General features: G+C 44.5%; 18 protein-coding genes and 1 pseudogene. 6 read left to right on the plus strand and 13 right to left on the minus strand.

Going from position 1 to position 18,330, the window contains the following annotated elements; genetic code table 11:
* Positions 1 to 5 precede the first annotated feature (5 nt).
* The 4 genes from ACWGOO_RS02005 to ACWGOO_RS02020 form a co-directional block, all read right to left on the minus strand.
* The gene (locus tag ACWGOO_RS02005; RefSeq protein WP_452481050.1) at positions 6 to 1,205 is read right to left on the minus strand and encodes a saccharopine dehydrogenase family protein; all 1,200 of its coding nucleotides are present in this window, start codon (positions 1,203 to 1,205) and stop codon (positions 6 to 8) included.
* A 340-nt stretch (positions 1,206 to 1,545) separates the two neighbouring features.
* A complete protein-coding gene (locus ACWGOO_RS02010) occupies positions 1,546 to 1,686 on the minus strand; it encodes a hypothetical protein (RefSeq protein WP_452481052.1) in 141 nt (46 codons plus the stop codon).
* A gap of 81 nt (positions 1,687 to 1,767) precedes the next feature.
* The gene (gene htpG, locus ACWGOO_RS02015; RefSeq protein ID WP_452481053.1) at positions 1,768 to 3,648 is read right to left on the minus strand and encodes a molecular chaperone HtpG; all 1,881 of its coding nucleotides are present in this window, start codon (positions 3,646 to 3,648) and stop codon (positions 1,768 to 1,770) included.
* 176 nt (positions 3,649 to 3,824) lie between these two features.
* Positions 3,825 to 4,448: an SMI1/KNR4 family protein gene (locus ACWGOO_RS02020; RefSeq protein ID WP_452481055.1), complete on the minus strand. Its 624-nt coding sequence runs from the start codon at positions 4,446 to 4,448 to the stop codon at positions 3,825 to 3,827.
* 249 nt (positions 4,449 to 4,697) lie between these two features.
* Here ACWGOO_RS02020 and ACWGOO_RS02025 point away from each other — a divergent pair, with 249 nt between their 5' ends.
* Positions 4,698 to 5,828 (plus strand): phosphodiester glycosidase family protein, encoded by a 1,131-nt coding sequence (locus tag ACWGOO_RS02025; protein ID WP_452481057.1) that lies wholly within the window; start codon positions 4,698 to 4,700, stop codon positions 5,826 to 5,828.
* 111 nt (positions 5,829 to 5,939) lie between these two features.
* Here the strand turns inward: ACWGOO_RS02025 and ACWGOO_RS02030 are convergent, their stop codons facing one another.
* The 5 genes from ACWGOO_RS02030 to ACWGOO_RS02050 all read right to left on the minus strand — a co-directional run bounded on the left by ACWGOO_RS02030 (position 5,940) and on the right by ACWGOO_RS02050 (position 9,428).
* Entirely contained in the window at positions 5,940 to 6,044 is a 105-nt protein-coding gene (locus ACWGOO_RS02030) for a YjcZ family sporulation protein (RefSeq protein ID WP_452481059.1), read from the minus strand.
* A 288-nt stretch (positions 6,045 to 6,332) separates the two neighbouring features.
* Positions 6,333 to 7,472: a 5-methyltetrahydropteroyltriglutamate--homocysteine S-methyltransferase gene (locus ACWGOO_RS02035; protein WP_452481061.1), complete on the minus strand. Its 1,140-nt coding sequence runs from the start codon at positions 7,470 to 7,472 to the stop codon at positions 6,333 to 6,335.
* Between the two features lie 122 nt (positions 7,473 to 7,594).
* Entirely contained in the window at positions 7,595 to 8,497 is a 903-nt protein-coding gene (locus ACWGOO_RS02040; RefSeq protein WP_452481063.1) for a LysR family transcriptional regulator, read from the minus strand.
* Positions 8,498 to 8,656: 159 nt separating this feature from the next.
* Positions 8,657 to 8,992, minus strand: a complete 336-nt coding sequence (locus ACWGOO_RS02045; protein WP_452481065.1) for a carboxymuconolactone decarboxylase family protein — start codon at positions 8,990 to 8,992, stop codon at positions 8,657 to 8,659.
* A gap of 49 nt (positions 8,993 to 9,041) precedes the next feature.
* On the minus strand, positions 9,042 to 9,428 hold the full coding sequence (locus tag ACWGOO_RS02050) for a tautomerase family protein (protein WP_452481067.1): 387 nt from the start codon (positions 9,426 to 9,428) through the stop codon (positions 9,042 to 9,044).
* Between the two features lie 111 nt (positions 9,429 to 9,539).
* Here ACWGOO_RS02050 and ACWGOO_RS02055 point away from each other — a divergent pair, with 111 nt between their 5' ends.
* Positions 9,540 to 10,415, plus strand: a complete 876-nt coding sequence (locus tag ACWGOO_RS02055) for a LysR family transcriptional regulator (RefSeq protein ID WP_452481069.1) — start codon at positions 9,540 to 9,542, stop codon at positions 10,413 to 10,415.
* A 157-nt stretch (positions 10,416 to 10,572) separates the two neighbouring features.
* Here ACWGOO_RS02055 and ACWGOO_RS02060 read toward each other — a convergent pair whose 3' ends face one another.
* From ACWGOO_RS02060 to ACWGOO_RS02075, 4 genes and pseudogenes are all read right to left on the minus strand, one after another.
* Positions 10,573 to 12,489 carry a PTS fructose transporter subunit IIABC gene (locus ACWGOO_RS02060; RefSeq protein ID WP_452481071.1) on the minus strand — a complete coding sequence of 639 codons (1,917 nt, stop codon included), beginning with the start codon at positions 12,487 to 12,489 and terminating at the stop codon, positions 10,573 to 10,575.
* Positions 12,490 to 12,557: 68 nt separating this feature from the next.
* Positions 12,558 to 13,469 carry a 1-phosphofructokinase gene (gene pfkB, locus ACWGOO_RS02065; protein WP_452481072.1) on the minus strand — a complete coding sequence of 304 codons (912 nt, stop codon included), beginning with the start codon at positions 13,467 to 13,469 and terminating at the stop codon, positions 12,558 to 12,560.
* A 2-nt stretch (positions 13,470 to 13,471) separates the two neighbouring features.
* The gene (locus ACWGOO_RS02070) at positions 13,472 to 14,218 is read right to left on the minus strand and encodes a DeoR/GlpR family DNA-binding transcription regulator (RefSeq protein ID WP_452481073.1); all 747 of its coding nucleotides are present in this window, start codon (positions 14,216 to 14,218) and stop codon (positions 13,472 to 13,474) included.
* Positions 14,219 to 14,531: 313 nt separating this feature from the next.
* Positions 14,532 to 15,241: pseudogene (locus ACWGOO_RS02075) on the minus strand (ankyrin repeat domain-containing protein); the annotation flags it as partial.
* 202 nt (positions 15,242 to 15,443) lie between these two features.
* On the opposite strand from ACWGOO_RS02075, the gene ACWGOO_RS02080 reads away from it, so the two are divergent.
* From ACWGOO_RS02080 to ACWGOO_RS02095, 4 genes are all read left to right on the plus strand, one after another.
* Positions 15,444 to 16,118 (plus strand): Crp/Fnr family transcriptional regulator, encoded by a 675-nt coding sequence (locus tag ACWGOO_RS02080; RefSeq protein ID WP_452481075.1) that lies wholly within the window; start codon positions 15,444 to 15,446, stop codon positions 16,116 to 16,118.
* Between the two features lie 76 nt (positions 16,119 to 16,194).
* Entirely contained in the window at positions 16,195 to 16,845 is a 651-nt protein-coding gene (locus ACWGOO_RS02085; protein ID WP_452481076.1) for a peroxiredoxin-like family protein, read from the plus strand.
* Between the two features lie 87 nt (positions 16,846 to 16,932).
* The gene (locus ACWGOO_RS02090) at positions 16,933 to 17,745 is read left to right on the plus strand and encodes a DNA alkylation repair protein (RefSeq protein ID WP_452481594.1); all 813 of its coding nucleotides are present in this window, start codon (positions 16,933 to 16,935) and stop codon (positions 17,743 to 17,745) included.
* Between the two features lie 130 nt (positions 17,746 to 17,875).
* Positions 17,876 to 18,088 carry a hypothetical protein gene (locus ACWGOO_RS02095; protein ID WP_452481078.1) on the plus strand — a complete coding sequence of 71 codons (213 nt, stop codon included), beginning with the start codon at positions 17,876 to 17,878 and terminating at the stop codon, positions 18,086 to 18,088.
* Positions 18,089 to 18,330 lie beyond the last annotated feature (242 nt).

An 18,330-nucleotide genomic window follows, 5' to 3' on the forward strand; every position in this document is an offset into this window, starting at 1 on the left:
AGGCCTCAATCAAGCAACGTTGGCGTAAAGCTCTCTTGCCATGGCAATCCGTTTTTATTCAGTGCTTCCATGAATGGATCTGGATCAAATTCCTCAACGTTGTATACGCCTGGTTTTTTCCAGATACCTTTAATGATAAGCATTGCGCCGATCATGGCAGGAACGCCAGTCGTGTAGGAAATGGCTTGGGAGCCAACCTCTGCATAACATTCCTCATGATCACACACATTGTATACATAATACGTTTTCGGTTTTCCGTCTTTAACGCCTTGGATGATACATCCAATATTCGTTTTACCTTTGGTTCTAGGTCCGAGGGAAGCCGGGTCTGGCAAAATGGCTTTCAGGAATTGCAATGGAATGATTTGTTGTCCTTCATAATCAATAGGCTCAATGGAAGTCATGCCTACGTTTTGAAGCACGTTCAAATGATTCAGATAATTGTCCGAGAAAGTCATCCAGAAGCGGATTTTTTTCACGCCTTTAATATTCACTGCAAGAGATTCCAGTTCTTCATGATACAAAAGATATATGTTTTTCGGTCCGATTTCAGGAAGGTCGTATACCTTTTTCTCGGAAAGCGGCTCAGTTTCAATCCACTCTCCATTTTCAAAGTAACGGCCCTTCGCCGTAATTTCCCGAATATTAATTTCCGGATTAAAGTTAGTTGCAAAAGGATATCCGTGGTCCCCTGCATTCGCATCTACAATATCAATCGTATGAATTTCATCAAAATAATGCTTTTGAGCATAAGCCGTAAATACTCCAGTCACGCCTGGATCAAAACCGCTGCCCAGCAGAGCTGTAATGCCCGCTTTTTCGAATCTTTCTTTGTAGGCCCATTGCCAGCTGTATTCAAACTTCGGCGTATCCGGCGGTTCATAATTCGCCGTATCAACGTAATGAACGCCTGTCTCAAGGCAAGCATCCATAATCGTTAAATCCTGATAAGGGAGAGCCACATTGATAACTACATCCGGTTGAAAGCTTCGAATCAGGTCAATGACCATGTCGGTGTTGTCAGCATCCAGCTGAGCCGTTTGTATCTTCGTACGGCCTCCACCCAGCTTTTCTTTAAGCGCATCGCATTTCTTAACAGTTCTGCTCGCGATACAAATTTCTTCAAATACATCTGGGTTTTGGCAACATTTATGCACCACAACGCTGGCCACGCCACCGGCGCCAATAATCAATGCTTTTCCCAAAATAAATAACCTCCTTATTCCATACGCTAATCGCTAATCATTCCTGCAAACAAAATGATTATAAAGACATCCTACCAAATAATCAAGAAAAACGATAATTTGCAATGTGAAAATTCACACCACTATGTCACAAAAATTTTACAATTCCCAAATTCAGGAATGAAAACGCCATGATGTGAAGAGAACAAAAGTGCTTTCCAAGGCACTTCGAGGAAGTCAGTACACGTTTTCGGAAGTTTTTTTGCATTCCAAGAAACAGCCTTAAACAGTTAATATTATATTATTTCCAGTAAAATGATTGGATGATACTGTAAGGCTTCATCTACGATATCAGCCGCACTCAGATCGCGTAGATCGAATCACTGGCCGCCGGATGGGGCGTATTGTGCATCACTACCGTCAGCATGCTATCGATTCCCTCTTCCGTTCCCTCGCCTCGGATTAAATTTTGGAACTCCAGGTTGTCTCGACCCAGACTCATGTAATCTCCCTCCTCTTTTTATCATAAATAAAGCCGCCCCCGGTGCGGGAACGGCTTGTGCAAAACTAAAACAAAACCTTGTTAAACCATGATTTTGCAAATATCGTTGGTAAACTCAACCGGGTCTTGCAGTGGCAAGCCTTCGATCAACAGGGCCTGATTATACAGCAATGCCGTATAGAGATTGACCTTCTCCTTGTCCTCGGCAAAAGCCTCTTTCAAAGAGTTGAACACCGCATGGTTGATGTTGATCTCCAGCACTTTATTCGCTTTTACATCAGCGTTGTTCGGCATGGCGTTCAAGATTTTCTCCATCTCAATCGTCACTTCGCCGTCTGCGGACAGACACACCGGATGCGTCTTCAAGCGCTTGGAGGCTTTAACACTCGATACCTTGCCTTCCAGCAAACCATTCATATACTCGAACAGCTCTTTGTTGTCGTTTTGTTCCGCTTCTGTTTCTTTCTCGTTCTCGTCAGCCTCAATACCCAGATCGCCACTCGATACGGATTTGAATTCTTTCTCCTTGTAGCTCAAGAGCATTTTAATAGCGAACTCATCAATATCATCGGTGAAGTACAGAATTTCGTAGCCTTTGTCGGCCACCATTTCGGTCTGCGGCAACTTCTCAATACGCTCGTTGGACTCTCCGGAAGCATAGTAAATATACTTCTGATCCTCAGGCATACGCGATACATATTCGTCCAGTGTAACCTGCTTTTTCTCTGTAGAAGAGTAGAACATGAGCAGATCCTGAAGTGTCTCCTTATGGCTGCCATAATCGTTGTAGACGCCAAATTTCAATTGTCTGCCAAATGATTTGTAGAATTGATCATACTTTTCCCGGTCATTTTTGAGCAGGGTCAGCAGTTGGCCTTTGATTTTGCTTTCGATATTTTTGGCAATCAGCTTCAATTGACGGTCATGCTGCAACATTTCTCTGGAAATGTTCAGCGACAAACTTTCGGAGTCCACCATACCTTTAACAAAGCTAAAATAATCCGGCAGCAGGTCAGCTGATTTTTCCATGATCAGCACGCCGTTGGCATACAGCTCCAGCCCTTTTTCATACTCCTTGGAATAAAAATCAAAAGGAATATTTTCTGGAATGAACAAAATAGCCTGGTACACCACCGCACCGTCCGCGCTGACGTGGATATGCTGGAGTGGCTTGTCATAGCCATAGCGTTTTTCCGCATAGAAATTTTGATAATCTTCGTCGGTTAGCTCGCTTTTGTTCTTTCTCCAGATTGGAACCATGCTGTTAATACGCTGTTCTTCTTCGTAATCTTCAAACTCGTTGTCACTGCCCTCTTTCAGACGTTTGCCTGTAACATCCATCTTGATCGGATAACGGATAAAGTCGGAGTATTTCTTGATCAGAGCTTTTAGACGATACTCGTCCAAATATTCGTCGTAGGACTCATCCTCGGTGTTTGCTTTGATTTTCAAAACAATCACAGAGCCGACCTCGTCTTTTTCAGCGGGTTCAATGGTATACCCGTCTGCACCTGTGGATTCCCACTTATAAGCGGTATCACTGCCCAGTGCTTTCGTGGTCACTGTAACGACATCCGCCACCATGAACGCCGAATAGAAACCGACCCCGAACTGCCCAATGATATCATGTCCATCCTTGGATTCATTCTCATTTTTGAACGCCAGCGAGCCGCTTTTAGCAATGACACCCAAGTTATTTTCCAGCTCTTCCTTCGTCATACCAATCCCGGTATCGCGAAGGGTCAGTGTTCTGTTCTCCTTGTCGGCCGTTACTTTGATATAGTAATTTTCTTTGTCAAAGACCAGTTGATCATCCGTCAGCGCTTTGTAATAAATTTTGTCAATCGCATCACTTGCGTTGGAGATCAGCTCTCTTAAAAAAATTTCCTTTTGCGTGTAAATCGAGTTAATCATCATTTCGAGCAGACGTTTGGACTCAGCCTGAAACTGTTTTTTCTCCATTCTGATATCTCCTTTCGAGTATAAACCTTATGTAAGGCTGCACATGGGGGAATCGGCCAAACGGAAAGCCTGTTAGCACTTCCCCCATTCGAGTGCCAGCCTACCTTTTTTTATAACATTCCTCATTTTTTATGTCAATACGATAGATGCATGATGTAGTCCCACTCTCGAAATTGTTAGTGCCTGATCTGCTTAAACATAACGTTAAACATCTCGACGGAAGATGGGAACAGCCCTTGTACATGGGGAATCAGGTTATCCCTAATGCGTAAATCGTCCTCCTCCAGATGTTGCAAATCCTCATGAAAGAACCATACGATGGGATAGTCCCCATCCTTATGTCTGCTTCCTGCATTCCAACAAACGGGGCCCTGATCGTCCTCAGCAATTGCAAAGGGAATATAGCCTGCCGATAGCAAGGGCGACCATTCGCGGAGCAAATCATGAAATCCCTTCAAGCCTTGGCCCACAGGCAGTCGCGGAAACTCAATAAAGGTACAATCGCTCCAGTATACTCCAGGAATGAATTCATTATCGAATTGTAAAGACACATAATGATAGGACATGATGAAACTTCTCAGCAAGGGAGGAAGCTCGAAAAGGTAGGTCTCCTCAAGATCCCGAACCTCCTGCTCTGTGATCTGCGAAAGAAGAGGCTTCCACTTGATCCAGCCTTTCTCATCGACATTGCCGTCACGCATCTCGAAGGGTACATTTTCTACCAAATCCATAAAAAAAGCTTCATCCATATGTGCAAATAACTTCTTCATGGATGTGCGAATATCCGCCTTCTTGTCCATGTCCCCGCACCTCTTTCCTTTCTATATCAGAACTGCATCATATGCCATTACACATTCTTCCAAGTTCAGCTTAACAGATTTTGCTATTATCCTCATTTGCAAAATATTCGTATTACCCAGCGCAGTGGCTCATGGTTACGCCAGATGATCCAGCGCCCTGTCTCGCACACACATTTACAACTTATAAACCCGATATAAGTACAAGCACCTCGTAAAGTGTCAAGACTACATAAGGAGATTGATCTATTCATGAAAAGAATCACTGCACTTGTTATCCTGTCCCTGCTAATCCTTGTAACCCCGATCTACGCTGCTGCACCAGCGCCTATGCTGGTCTATGTGGACCAGAGTAACCATTCGTTCATCCCTCTCCACCTCCTGAACAGCTATGAAGGGGTCACCATCAACAAGACGGCAACGGACAAAAAGATTGAGATTGCCCAAGGCGATACCCGTATCACCTTATTTGCAGGCCAATCTACGGCCAAAGTTAATGACCAGACCGTGCGTATGCAAAGCGTTCCTTTTACCAACAACGGTTCCACCTTCGTTCCCTTGCAGTTCATCAGCCAGCACCTAAACCTGCAAGTCTCATGGCAAAAGGAAACCTCATCCGTACAGATCAAGCAAGGCACAACGTCCGTCACGCTTCCGGTACTCACGGGCAAGCTACCCAACAGCACCAAACCGATCACGATGGCTCACAAAAGCTTCAAGGTCGGATCACACACCTTCTCCGCTAAGGTGGTCACCATCTCCATGCTTCATCCCAAGGTGAATCTGGACGTGGCGCTGGCAGGCAATACCATCGGCAAAGTGGAGAACTTAAGCGGTCTCGCCAAACGCAATCAAGCGGTTGTAGCCATAAACGGTACCTACTTTGACGCGTATACCCAAAGCTCTTACAAAACGCCTTACGGCTATCTGGTCAGCCACGGGAATTTGTTGAAAAAAAGCTCTGGCGACCAACGAACCGTCTTTACGTACGATGCTAACCATTTGGCCGAGCTGGTTTCAGGTCCTGCCTTTGAGCAGCGTTTAAGCCAAGGCAACGTCGAAGGCGCCCTTCAAGCCGGACCACGCTTGGTGACGAACGGAAAGGTTTCCCTGAATGTCAAAGCTGAAGGCTTCAAGGACCCTAAAATATTAACAGGCAGCGGGGCCAGAAGCGCACTCGGGATTACACGGGATCATAAGCTGATTCTCCTGGCCACAAGCGGAGCCACCATGTCACAGCTCGCTCAAATCATGAAGCAGGAAGGCGCTTATCAGGCCATGAATTTGGACGGCGGTGCTTCCAGTGGGCTGTATTACAACGGCTCCTATCTCACCACACCCGGTCGCCAAATCAGCAATGCGATTATTATAAAATATCAATAGGCTTAAAGGCTGTCTTCGCGGATGTGTGAGTCGTGGGGACACAAAAAAACCTTCCCTCACTATGTAGTGAAAGAAGGCTGCTTTGCAGATTTAAGCGATGCTAATCTGCTATTAGATCAGAAAAGATTTAGAGATAATAACCAACAAAATGAACAATACCAGAATCGCGCCTGTGGATGTAAAAGCTCCACCGACACCATGACAAACTCCACCCATGTCTGAATCCCTCCTTGCTTTAAAGCATACTCTTATCGTATGAAGAAAAGCGGTTTACGACAGGGCGCATTGGCAACGTTTATTTGGCATGGTAGGACTTCTTAGAAAATGGACTGATACACTTCGGATGGATCGATAATCACTCGGGGTGACAACTGGCACAGAATGTCGCCGGTTATGCTAAAGGACAAAAATCTAACATCATTGATTGCTGATGCCCTCTTTTCACTAATGTCCAAGGCTAACGATGAATGGCACCTTCACCTAATCTAAACTCTCCCTAAACCCTTACTTCCAAATCTCGTCCGCAATCTCTTTAATGAAAGCAAGCTTCTTCCACTGTTGCTCTTCCGTCAAAATATTGCCCTCTTCCGTAGAAGCAAAGCCGCATTGTGGACTGAGGCAGATGTGGTTGATATCCACAAATTGAGTGGCTTCCTTAATGCGGTTAATGACCGTCTGCTTGTCTTCCAGCTCACCCGTTTTGGAAGAAACGAGGCCCAATACGACCTGCTGTTGGTCTTTCAGATGCTTGAGCGGTGTGAAATCGCCTGCACGGTCGGTATCGAATTCGAGGTAGTAGCCGTCGATGTTGTCGATGCCGAAAAGGGTTTCGGCAACTGGCTCATAGCCGCCGGAGGATGCCCAGGTGGAGTGATAGTTTCCACGGCATACGTGGGTCGTAACCACTAGGTCGGCTGGAAGATCATTCACGGTTTCCTGATTCACACGAGCGAACAGCTTTTTGGTTTCTTCCACATCGCCGTCCTCTTGTTGGCGGGCTTCCCAATAGTTTTTATCGCAGAGCATGCCCCATGTGCAATCATCCAGTTGCAAGCTACGGCAGCCCTCATTATAGAATGCTTGAATCACGGATATGTAAGCTTTGGCTATATCCGTCACCAGCTCATCCAGATTGCTGTAATAGGTATCGGTGGTTTCTTTGTTCTCTCCACGGAGCAGCTCGGCCAGGAACTGTGCTGGTGCCGGAATGGTTTGGCGTGCAATGGCATCCTCACCTGCTACTTGTTTCAAGAATTTGAAGTCTTCAATGAAAGGGTGACGGGAGTGACCGATTTTACCGGACAAGCGTGCGGTTTCCGCTCTGGTTTCCACGCCTTGGAATTGGTAACCGTTCGAAAGCTCTCCCTTTTCCACGCCATCCAGACCCCACATAAAATCAAGATGCCACCAGGAGCGTCTGAATTCACCATCCGTCACAGCTTTAAGTCCTACGGATTTCTGCTTTTCTACCAGCTTGATAATTTCGTTATCTTCAATTTTTCTCAGTTCGTCCGCAGAGGTTTCGTTGTTTTGAAATTGAATTCTAGCGTCTTTAATCGCTTGCGGACGCAGAAAGCTGCCGACCATATCATGTCTGAAAGGGGTCACTTTACGTTGGGATGCATGTTCATGGATGCTGCTCATTAGGGTTATCTCCTTTTTACTTCTGTAGTGAAGTTCCTGTAAGAAAGATAACATACATGTTCAGTTATAATGTAACTCCAATAAACTATAGCTAGTTATAGCCTAAGGCTATACCAAACATTTTATTCGCCTATCGCCTCATGCAGCGCTCCTACATAGACGGAAGCCAGCTTGGAGAGCGAAGCATTTTTATGACAAATCCATCCCACATTAATAGACTCCTCACATTTTAAAGGTACGGAAATAATCTCGTTACCATTCAGATCTGCACTGATCACCCCGGTAGAAATGGTATACCCGTTCAAGCCAATCAGCAGATTGAAAAGGGTCGCCCGGTCATGGACACGAATGCTTTTGGGATGTGACAACGTGCTGAGAATTTCCTCGGAGAAGTGAAAGGAATTGTACTCCCCTTGCTCAAAGGACAGGTATGGATAAGGATGAAGCTGGTCGATGGTCACAATGGACTGCCGGGATAACGGATTATTCGTGCTGATAAAAATATGCGGCTTGGCGGTAAACAGGCTGTTAAATTGCAGGTTCGCATCTTTTAGCAGCTTATTAATCACCTTGGCGTTAAATTCGTTCAAATACAAAATTCCAATTTCGCTGCGCAAGCTTTTGACATCCTGTATGATTTCATGGGTTTTTGTCTCCCGCAAAGCCAGTTCATACTCATCCTGACCATATTGATTCACCAGATTCACAAATGCATTTACAGCGAAAGCGTAATGCTGCGTGGACACGGAAAAATGCTGCGGTGAAGGCTTGGCATCCAGATAGCGACTCTCCAGCAGCTCCGCCTGTTCGACGACCTGACGTGCATAACCGAGGAATTCCACGCCTTCATTGGACAAAGAGATACCTTTATTGGTACGATCAAAAATCGTGATATGAATTTCTTCCTCCAGATCCCGAATCGCGTTCGACAGACTGGGCTGGGAAATAAACAACCGCTTCGCCGCCTCATTCATGGAGCCGCGATTAGCAACCTCGATTACATATTTTAATTGTTGTAAGGTCAATGCATGATGTCCTCTCGATTTATGTTTTCTCTATTATATAACACATGGATACGACATGATTCATGTGATGGAAACACCCAAGAGAAAATAAAAAACACTTTCGGAGTCTTTGTGCTTAGCGGTCTTTTAGGTTATGAAATTCGGGGATAATTCGAACGCCTAACTCTCTTTTTCTTTCCAAAATTCGTCTTTTGCGATCTGAATAGCTAGGGCTGCTCGGGGCCATCCTACATAAAAGGCAAGCTGTGTGATAACCTCGACCAGTTCTGATTCCGTCACTCCGTTCTCCTTGGCCAGATTCAGATGATAGGGAAGTTGGTTCGCATGCTCACCCGCTACCAATGCGGAAACTGTAATGAGACTCCGTTCTCTGAGAGATAGCTCACCTCTTCTCCATACATCTCCAAAAAGAACATCCTCCGTATAGCTCACAAAAGCGGGTGCAAAATCACCAACCTTTTCCCGAACGCTCGACGTGATTAATTTATGCTTCATTTATTCAACACTTCCCTTCGTTCCTGTTGTGCATATGTGCAGTTTCCAGCTACAAAATCATCTGGGCAAGTCCGTTACCAAAGGACCAATCCTCTAATTCCGTTTCCACCAGTGTTACAAATACATTACCCGGCCTGATCTTGCATTCGGTGAATAAGTTTTCGGCTAACCTTTGGTAGAAGCTCTTTTTTTGTTCCGTACTTCTGCCTGATCCGAGCGTAATTTGGATATAGAGCAGCTTGCCCGTTCTGGGGACATGTAAATAATCCGGACTGTAATAAAACTCGCTCTGCTTATGAGCATGAAAAACCTGAAAATAATCTTTTGCTGGCACCTGAAAATGCTCAATCAAGGCATTCAAAATACAGTGGCTAATGCAGGGCAGTTCTTGCTCTGTGTATTGCTGCTCCATGTAACCTACGCGTACAAATGGCATGTTTATCTCTCCTGTCCGTTGGGATAAATTAATTGTACTCTATTTATTTTCATCTATATAATTGAAAATAGTCATAAATATATTCATTTTAATCGATGGAGATGAGTGTTCATGGATCTGAAAGAGCTAACCACGTTTCGCACTATTATTGAAGAAGGAACCTTCTCAAAAGCTGCCGCCAAATTAAACTACGCGCAGTCTACAGTAACCAGCCAAGTTCAGAGACTGGAGAAAGAGCTGGGATTTCAGCTTTTTAAACGAGGTTGGGATGCAGAATTAACGGCCTCAGGCAAAGTGTATGCAGAAGAGGTAAATGGGCTTATTCAGCATTGGAATTATGTATTGGATCAGGCCAAGTCTCTGAAAAAGGAGGAAATCGGCACCCTCCACATCGGTGTGATCGAAACAGTGGCGGCTTCCGTACTGCCCGCGGTTCTGCTTCAGTTTCGCGAGCATAAGCCGAATATGACGTGCCATTTTACAGTTGGAAACACGGATACGCTCTCGAACGCTTTGATGGACAACACGCTTGATTTTGCAATTTGCGGGGAACCTCACTCGGTTCCTGCCCTGCGCTTTGAACCTGTGTATCACGATCAAATCGCCTTTATTGTATCCCGTGATCACCCCTTCGCTGCAAAAAGCGAGCTTCATCTCGAAAACCTGTATGAGTACCCGCTTATCGCTGGAGGGAAGAACTGCCTGTACCATATCCGGCTGGAAAAAGAGCTTTCCCGCTTTCCGTCGATGCCGTTTTTTTATACCGTAAGCCAAATCTCGTCGATACCTTCATTTGTAAAAACGATTCCTTCGGTTGGAGTGGTTCTATCGTCATTACCTCTGCCGGATGACCTAGTCACCTTACCGCTCCAGCTAACAGACCCTAATATTCCTATGGGACTATTACAGAACAACCAGCATCAGCAATATATGTCCTCAGCCCGAAAGCTGTTTATGCAACTGGTTAAGGAGCTTTGTAGGCGATAGCTCAGACCAGGCGCGAATCGTTTCAGGCCGCAGCAGATACCTTTGCATAAAGAAAAAGCCGCCAAACACTCAGAAACCTGGTGTTTAGCGGCTTTACTATTATGAAAACCAGAGAGAGTGTGTCCCTCTTCTTATTTCTATATTTTTGTGATGCCAGTTATTTCGATTCGAGCGGTTTTTTCCACATTCCCAGAATGAGTGCGGAAATCACGGAACCAATCGCCACTGCAAGTAAGAATAGCAAAGCATGATTGGCAAGGGCCGCTACAAAAATCCCACCATGTGGAGCTGGAAGATTGATTTTCCAAAACTGCGTCAGACCACCAGCAATCGCTGAACCTAAAATACAAGAGGTTAAGACGCGCAGGGGATCAGCAGCTGCGAATGGGATTGCTCCTTCCGTAATAAAGGACAAACCGAGTACATAGTTCGTCAAACCAGACTTGCGTTCTTGCTCAGTAAATTTATTTTTGAAAAACGTCGAAGCCAAAGCGATCGCCAGCGGAGGTACCATACCGCCCGCCATAACAGCAGCCATCATAGCCCCGTTTGTGTTACCGCTGGAAGTAAAGACACCGATAGAAAATGCATAAGCTGCTTTGTTGAAAGGTCCACCCATGTCAATCGACATCATTCCACCCAGAATCAGACCCAGAATCACTGCATTACCCGTACCCAAATTATTCAGAACATTGACAAGCCACGTATTAATACCACCGAAAATCGGATCGAACAGGTAGAACATAATTGCGCCTGTAATTAGTAGTCCAAATACCGGGTATAACAAGATTGGTTTTAAACCATCCAGCGCTTTTGGCAGACCTTTAAGAGCTTTACGCAGGAAAATAACTACATAACCAGCCATGAAACCTGCTGCTAGGCCGCCAAGGAAACCTGCGTTAGAGTTTACAGCCATCAGACCGCCAACCATACCCGGCATCAATGCCGGACGATCCCCAATACTCATCGCGATAAATCCGGCCAGTATCGGAATCAGGAAGTGGAACGCACCTGTTCCGCCACCAATCGTTTGTAACAGCTTGACGATCGGATTCTCTGCTCCCGCCACCTGTTCGAACAGGAAGGAGATAGCCAGCAAAATCCCGCCGCCTACAACAAACGGCAACATATGAGAGATACCGTTCATTAGATCTTTGTAAATTTTACTGCCGACGCTGGTTTTTTCTGCTTTCGTCTCCTCCGCGTTCCCCTTACCTTCGCTTCGGTAAATTGGAGCATCACCGTTTAGCGCTTTGCGGATCAGTTCTTCAGATTTACGAATACCGTCACTTACCGGTCTTTGCAATACAGGCTTACCGTCAAATCTAGCCATTTCAACCTTTTTGTCAGCTGCGACGATTACACCTTTGGCACGACGAATTTCATCCGCTGTCAGTACGTTTTGCGCACCTTCCGAGCCATTCGTTTCTACCCTTATATTCACGCCCATCTCTTTCGCTTTCTTAATGAGAGCGTCTTCAGCCATAAACGTGTGAGCAATACCTGTAGGGCAGGCGGTAACAGCAACCACGAACTCGTCAGAATTCGGATTACCAACGATAACGTGCGGCGTTTGCTGTGCTTTGGCAGCCTCTTTTGCTTTTTTAGCTGCTTCCTCTTCCTCTTGCTTGGCATCAAACAGCTCCGATACTTCGTTCGGTGTTTGCGTCTTCATCAGCTTGTCGATGAAATCGGTATCAATTAGCAGTCGGGAAAGAGCTGCCAGTGTACGAAGATGTGTATTCGCTGCCCCCTCTGGAGCTGCAATCATGAAAAACACGTTCGCAGGCTCGCCATCCAGCGATTCAAATTCTACGCCTTTACTGCTTTTGGCGAAAACCACGGTCGCTTCATTCACAGCTTTGGTCTTGGCATGCGGCATTGCAATGCCGCCACCAATTCCTGTGCTGGATTCTGCTTCGCGTTTGTAAATCATCTCTTTGAACAATGCGCGGTCATTAATGCGACCACTTGCTTCGAGACTGGCAATGAGTTCCTCAATCGCCCCGTCTTTTGTCGTAGCCTGTAAATCCATAATCATCGTTTCTTTAATCATCAGGTCTGTTATTCTCATTTTTCACACTCTCCTAAGTTCTGCCAGCGTGTGGACACACGCATAATAAGCTCATGATGTAGCAGGGACTACCATTTTGAAATCGCAACTTGCGGCCGTAATTGTTCAATTTTCTCTCTAGTAGCCAGATCATCGGAGAACGCGGTTGCGCTTCCAGATGCCACTCCTGCACGGAATGCTTCGATCGGATCGCCAAGAAGAGCCAGCGTACCCACGAATCCAGCAATCATTGAATCACCTGCGCCTACAGAATTTTTAACCGTTCCTGCCGGTACATTTGCGTGATACACTTCGTCTGCCGTAATCAACAAAGCTCCTTCTCCTGCCATGGAAATCAGTACATTCTTTGCACCTGCTTCCAGCAGCTTACGGCCGTAAGTGACGATCTCCTCCTTTGAATTAATGGTTACACCAAATAACTCGGCCAGCTCATGGTGATTCGGCTTGACGAGCAGCGGCTTATGAACCAGTGCCTTCATCAGCGCTTCACCTGTAGTGTCGATGACGAATTCAGCCCCAGTCTTCTGGCATACGCTAATCAGCCGATCATAGAAGTCTCCTCCAAGTGACGGCGGGATACTTCCCGACAAGACGACAATGTCATTTTTCTGGAGACCTGACAGCTTCTGCACCAGCGCATCTGCTTCATGCTCACAAATCGCAGGTCCCAAACCGTTAATTTCCGTCTCATAACCATGCTTGAGCTTAATATTGATCCGGGTGTCATCTTCGATGATTACAAAATCAGTTTGAATGGATTCTTCCCGCAATGTATCGTTGATAAACCTGCCTGTGAATCCACCGAGAAAGCCAATCGCCGTGCTGTCTGCTCCCAATTGGTACAGTATCCGGGATACATTAATCCCCTTGCCACCCGGCAATTTCAAATCTCGTTTCATCCGGTTCAAATCCCCAAGCTTCAAATCGTCAACTTCCACGATGTAATCAATAGAAGGGTTCAGCGTTACTGTATATATCATTGTTATCCCTCGATTATTTTAGTTTTCTGAGCAATGGATAAGCGTGAGCGTTCAGGTACCGATTCGCTAATAAGAATAGCTTCCTTTAGTTCGAACAGTTTGGCGAAGGTAACTTCACCAATTTTGCTGGAATCGGCCAACACATAAGTTTTGCCGGACAGCTGATGGGCGCGCCGTTTGATCAGCGCCTCTTCGGGATCAGGAGTCGTATACCCCATTGCCACATCTACCCCGTTCGTTCCCAGAAAGCACTTGTCGAATCGGAAATTGTCCAAATTCTGTAGGGCAATACTCCCGATTACGGCTTTGGTATGAATTTTCATCATCCCTCCCAGTAGGTAGCTTCTGATTCGCTTGCTTACCAGTGCTTCTACGTGGGATAGGCCATTTGTCACGACCGTCACGTCTTTAGCTTCAATGTAAGGAATCATCGCCATCGTTGTTGTTCCCGCATCCAGATAAATACATTCGCCATCCAAAATTTCTTTGGCGGCTATACGGGCGACTACATTTTTTTGTTGAACGTTTTTGAATGCTTTTTCTTCCATGCCAGGTTCCTGACTTTTCTGATTCAGCAAAGTTGCCCCGCCATGAATCCGCTTTAGCAACTGACGGCCTTCAAGATCTATCAAATCACGCCGAATCGTTGACTCAGAAGCCCCCAACAGATCAGCTAATTCCTGCAATTTTACAACACCACGTTCTTGTAAGCGCTGTATTATTAACTTGTATCTTTCTTCCGTCAGCATCTTCATTCCCCCAACTGTTCATATCGTACCACAAAGCTCGTAAAAAACAATCATTTTTATTCAAAAAAATTCAAAAAACTTCATCTCAACTTCTTTTTTTTACAAAATGGTGAATTCCTGCCCCAATCATAATGGTTGCGTTTACATTGTAAGTAAGGGTCATCCATTTTTATGTAAATTCATTCTTCTTATCATAGGAATTTAGAAGTAAACGTTCAAAAACGTTCCGACGATTCAATCAGTACTATTGTACCCGCAAAAATAAACCTCTATCTGCCGCTGCCCTGAACCTTATTCAGCTTACTCGCAACAATTCCTGATGCTCCTCGTCATAATAACCCAAACACTTCTGCTTTGGATTCCACACCAACACGATATCCGAGTAATTGTCTACTTTTAGAGACAGACGCAACAGCTTTTGCCGTCCCAGCTTCATCTCAACAGTATCTATGAATGAGAAAAACTCACAAATTGAATATCAAAATCATTTTCAGGCAGATCTACACGAAGCTGGTCCCCCGTCAGAAAGGCTATCAGCTTCTTCGGAAGCTTGTAGCTTTTTAAAGCATGTCGTTTATTTTCCAGGTTCTGAAATGCTGGAGACTCCACGGACATTAAATAATCTGCCATCTCCGCGTTTTTATTAGATATGGCAATCGTATACGCCTGTTCTACCAGATACTTCACCATCGCAAAATTATTGTTGCGTGCTGCCACTGTTAAAGGCGTGGCTTTATAAGGATATACCGTATTAGGGTTATTGAAATTAATATCTACACCATGCCCAAAAAGGAAAGCTACCGTTTTTAAGTCATGCTTGCTAACCGCGTTGCGCAGCGTTGCTCCACCATGTTGCTTTATATCCAGTGGACTTAACATCGTATATTTGCTGAGTAGGATCTCTTGTTCTATACCCCATCCTTCCGTCAGCGCTTGGCGTAACGCGGATATATTGCCTTGAACGATATGCATCGCTATCTCAGGAAGAACCTCGAAATTACCTATATCTATTAATTTGATCATCGTTATTCCCTCACTCTTTATGTATCTACTATTCATGTATATCTATTTTATACCAACCTCTCCTTTACATAAATCCACCTGATTCCCCAAAATTCATTATTCACTCTAATGCAAACAAGTGAGTAATAGAGGCCAAAATGCTTTAGAAAAGCTATAATTATATTATGATTCTGTATACCCTAAGCAACGAAAAGGAGAACATATGAATAGCATTCAATACCTGTCCCAATTTAATTTGCTTCATAGTCTCTCATTAGAAGATTTAATTGAAATGGATCAAATGACCTCCATTACGACCATACCGAAAAATACATTTATTCAAACCCCGGATTCCTTTTCCGAGGGACTTTATTTTGTGAAAAAGGGAAAGGTGCGTCTGTACAAGCTGAATGCTGACGGGAAGCAATTTACTTTGGATATCCTCAGCGAAGGAAATGTATTTGGTGACATGGACATCATCTCATTAGGAACACGGGATATGTATATAGAAACCATAGAAGAATGCGATATCTGTTTGATGGATAAAAACCGATTCGAACATTTTTTATTGCAACATCCGCGATTCATGATGAACTTGATTAAAGTGTTAAGCGATCGAATCTCGGGCATGAGCCGTTTGGCCCAACATCTGGCTTTGGGGAATTTACAGGATAAAATTTTGTATGTTCTTATAAAGCTGTCCGATCAGTTCGCTCTCCAAAGTCAAGATGAGTATTATAAAATCAATTTTCCTCTATCCCATCAAGAAATCGCTCATTTAGTCGGAGCAACCCGAGAAGCTGTAACTGCTACTTTACAGGAGCTTGTAAAAGAAAAGGTCATTAAGACCGGCTTTAAGACGATTTATATCCATCGCGAAAAGCTGCTGGAGTTGTAAGCTACATTACATCTATAGTCCAGAGAAAAGAAGTATCGTATACCTACTAGAAAATATACGATATGGAGTGAATAAAATGGCCAATCAAAATTTGCAAAGGGAACTGAATGCAGCCAAAGCCCATATGGAAAAAATGCTCCCACAAAAGATGGTGGATGTATTTGAGAAAACGATCCAGAAAATTGGTGATTCGAATACCGCGAATGGACTCAGCCTCGGGACCAAAGCGCCTGATTTTAGCTTACCCGACTATACAGGCCGAGTTATAACACTATCTGAAGAAACGACAAAGGGACCTGTTGTTCTTATCTTTTACAGAGGACATTGGTGTCCGTTCTGCAATCTGGAGCTCCAAGCCTACCAACGGTACATGAATGAGATGACGTCACTCCATGCTCAACTGATTGCCGTGAGTCCGCAAACTCCTGAACATTCAATGAGCATGCAACAGAAGAACGAATTGAGCTTTCATGTTTTAAGTGACCTGCATAATCAAACAGCAGAAAAATACAATCTTAAATTTAAACTCCCTGAATATGCACATGAAATTTACAGATCATTAGACATTTCACTGGATACATTTAATGGCGACAGTGCCTGGGAGCTGCCTGTACCCGCTACATATGTAATTGATTCAGAAGGTATTATTCGTGCTGGATTTGCTGAGGCTGACTATAAAAAACGAATGGAGCCTGCAGATGTATTACAAATTCTACGCTCTCTCTAGAATTACCATTAAAAAATAATTCTTATCTATCTGCACTGATGGGGGCAATATATGATTCCTAAAAAACAATTCCTAATTCCAGATTCGATATTACAACGAAAAGGGGCTCGCAAGGGAACAGACATTCCTGATGATGTGCTTCATCTACTACAGCAAGGACAGCTTCAGACGGTGAATCTCACCGAATGGCTAGCTGTCGACCATGCTTTACTGCTACAAAATGCACTTGATGAGTTTGGATTGCAGCGATCATCCGATATCTTCCTGTCCGAATTGGATCATTATAAGGAAAAGAAGATCATGAAAATAATCCCTGCGATTGCGCAAGCATGGCTGAACTTGTTCAAGCAACAAACACATCAAGAACATACTCGAATCTTTAAAGTCATGGCCTCCCATCCTTCAGACAGCATTCGCTGCTGGGCTGCCTATATCGTCGGAATTGACCCCCGTTTAAGTGTTGAGCAAAAATTAACAGGCATTCACCCCTTTGCAGCGGACCCCCATTTCGGAGTGCGTGAAATTGCCTGGATGGCTGTAAGAGGGCCCGTAGCCATGCAACTGCCGGAATCGCTCATGCTTTTAAACGATTGGGTGCGGGATCAAGATGCTAATATACGTCGTTTTGCCATCGAATTGACCCGGCCACAAGGTGTCTGGGCCAAGCACATTCCTGAACTGAAAGAACACCCAGAGCTGGCACTTCCACTTTTGGAAGCTGTTCAATCCGACCCGGTCAAATATGTCCAGGACTCCGTAAGCAATTGGCTGAATGATGCCAGTAAAACCAAGCCGAAATGGGTGCTTCAAGTTTGTGATGCGTGGCTGAAGGCTTCGGATACAAAAGAAACGAAACGAATTGTCACAAGAGCCACAAGAAGCTTGATACAAAAGCAGTAATTAGAGACTTTCCCCATCCAATTCATATCCAGATGATAGACATAAACTATGAGATACATCTGGAATATTAGGAATGGAGGAATTCCTATGTCTATTATTCGAAACTATCTGAAAGCAGGCAGCATCGTTTATGGAAACATTTGTCACAACGAATATTAATGTCGCTCCAATCGTCAATCGTTACACAGCTACTGTGGTGCTGGGAGACATTTTAGGGGGAGCGATCATCATCCCGGTACAAAGTTTTACGAATAATAGTGGTATTTCAGTCGCGGGAAAAGGGCTTGCCGTTCCCACCAGTAGCGGATACTATAATGTATTTGTAAGTGGGACGTTGCAGTGACAACTACCATAAGGGACTGAGCTGACTCATCATAAAATAACCATAAAAAAACCGCCAAACACAGGGTTTCCCCTCGTATTTAGCGGTTTATTTTTCTTTATCGGAAATGTATACACGTTCTGCACGAATCAGGATATAGGCCTATTTTTTAAAGTTGTATTCAGCTTTATTTTTTGTGGGCCAATAAGAGATTGACCATAGTGTCGAGCTGAAGCTCCAGCGAATAAGAGTTCTGAACCATA

The sequence above is a fragment of the Paenibacillus sp. NPDC055715 genome, from assembly GCF_053617595.1.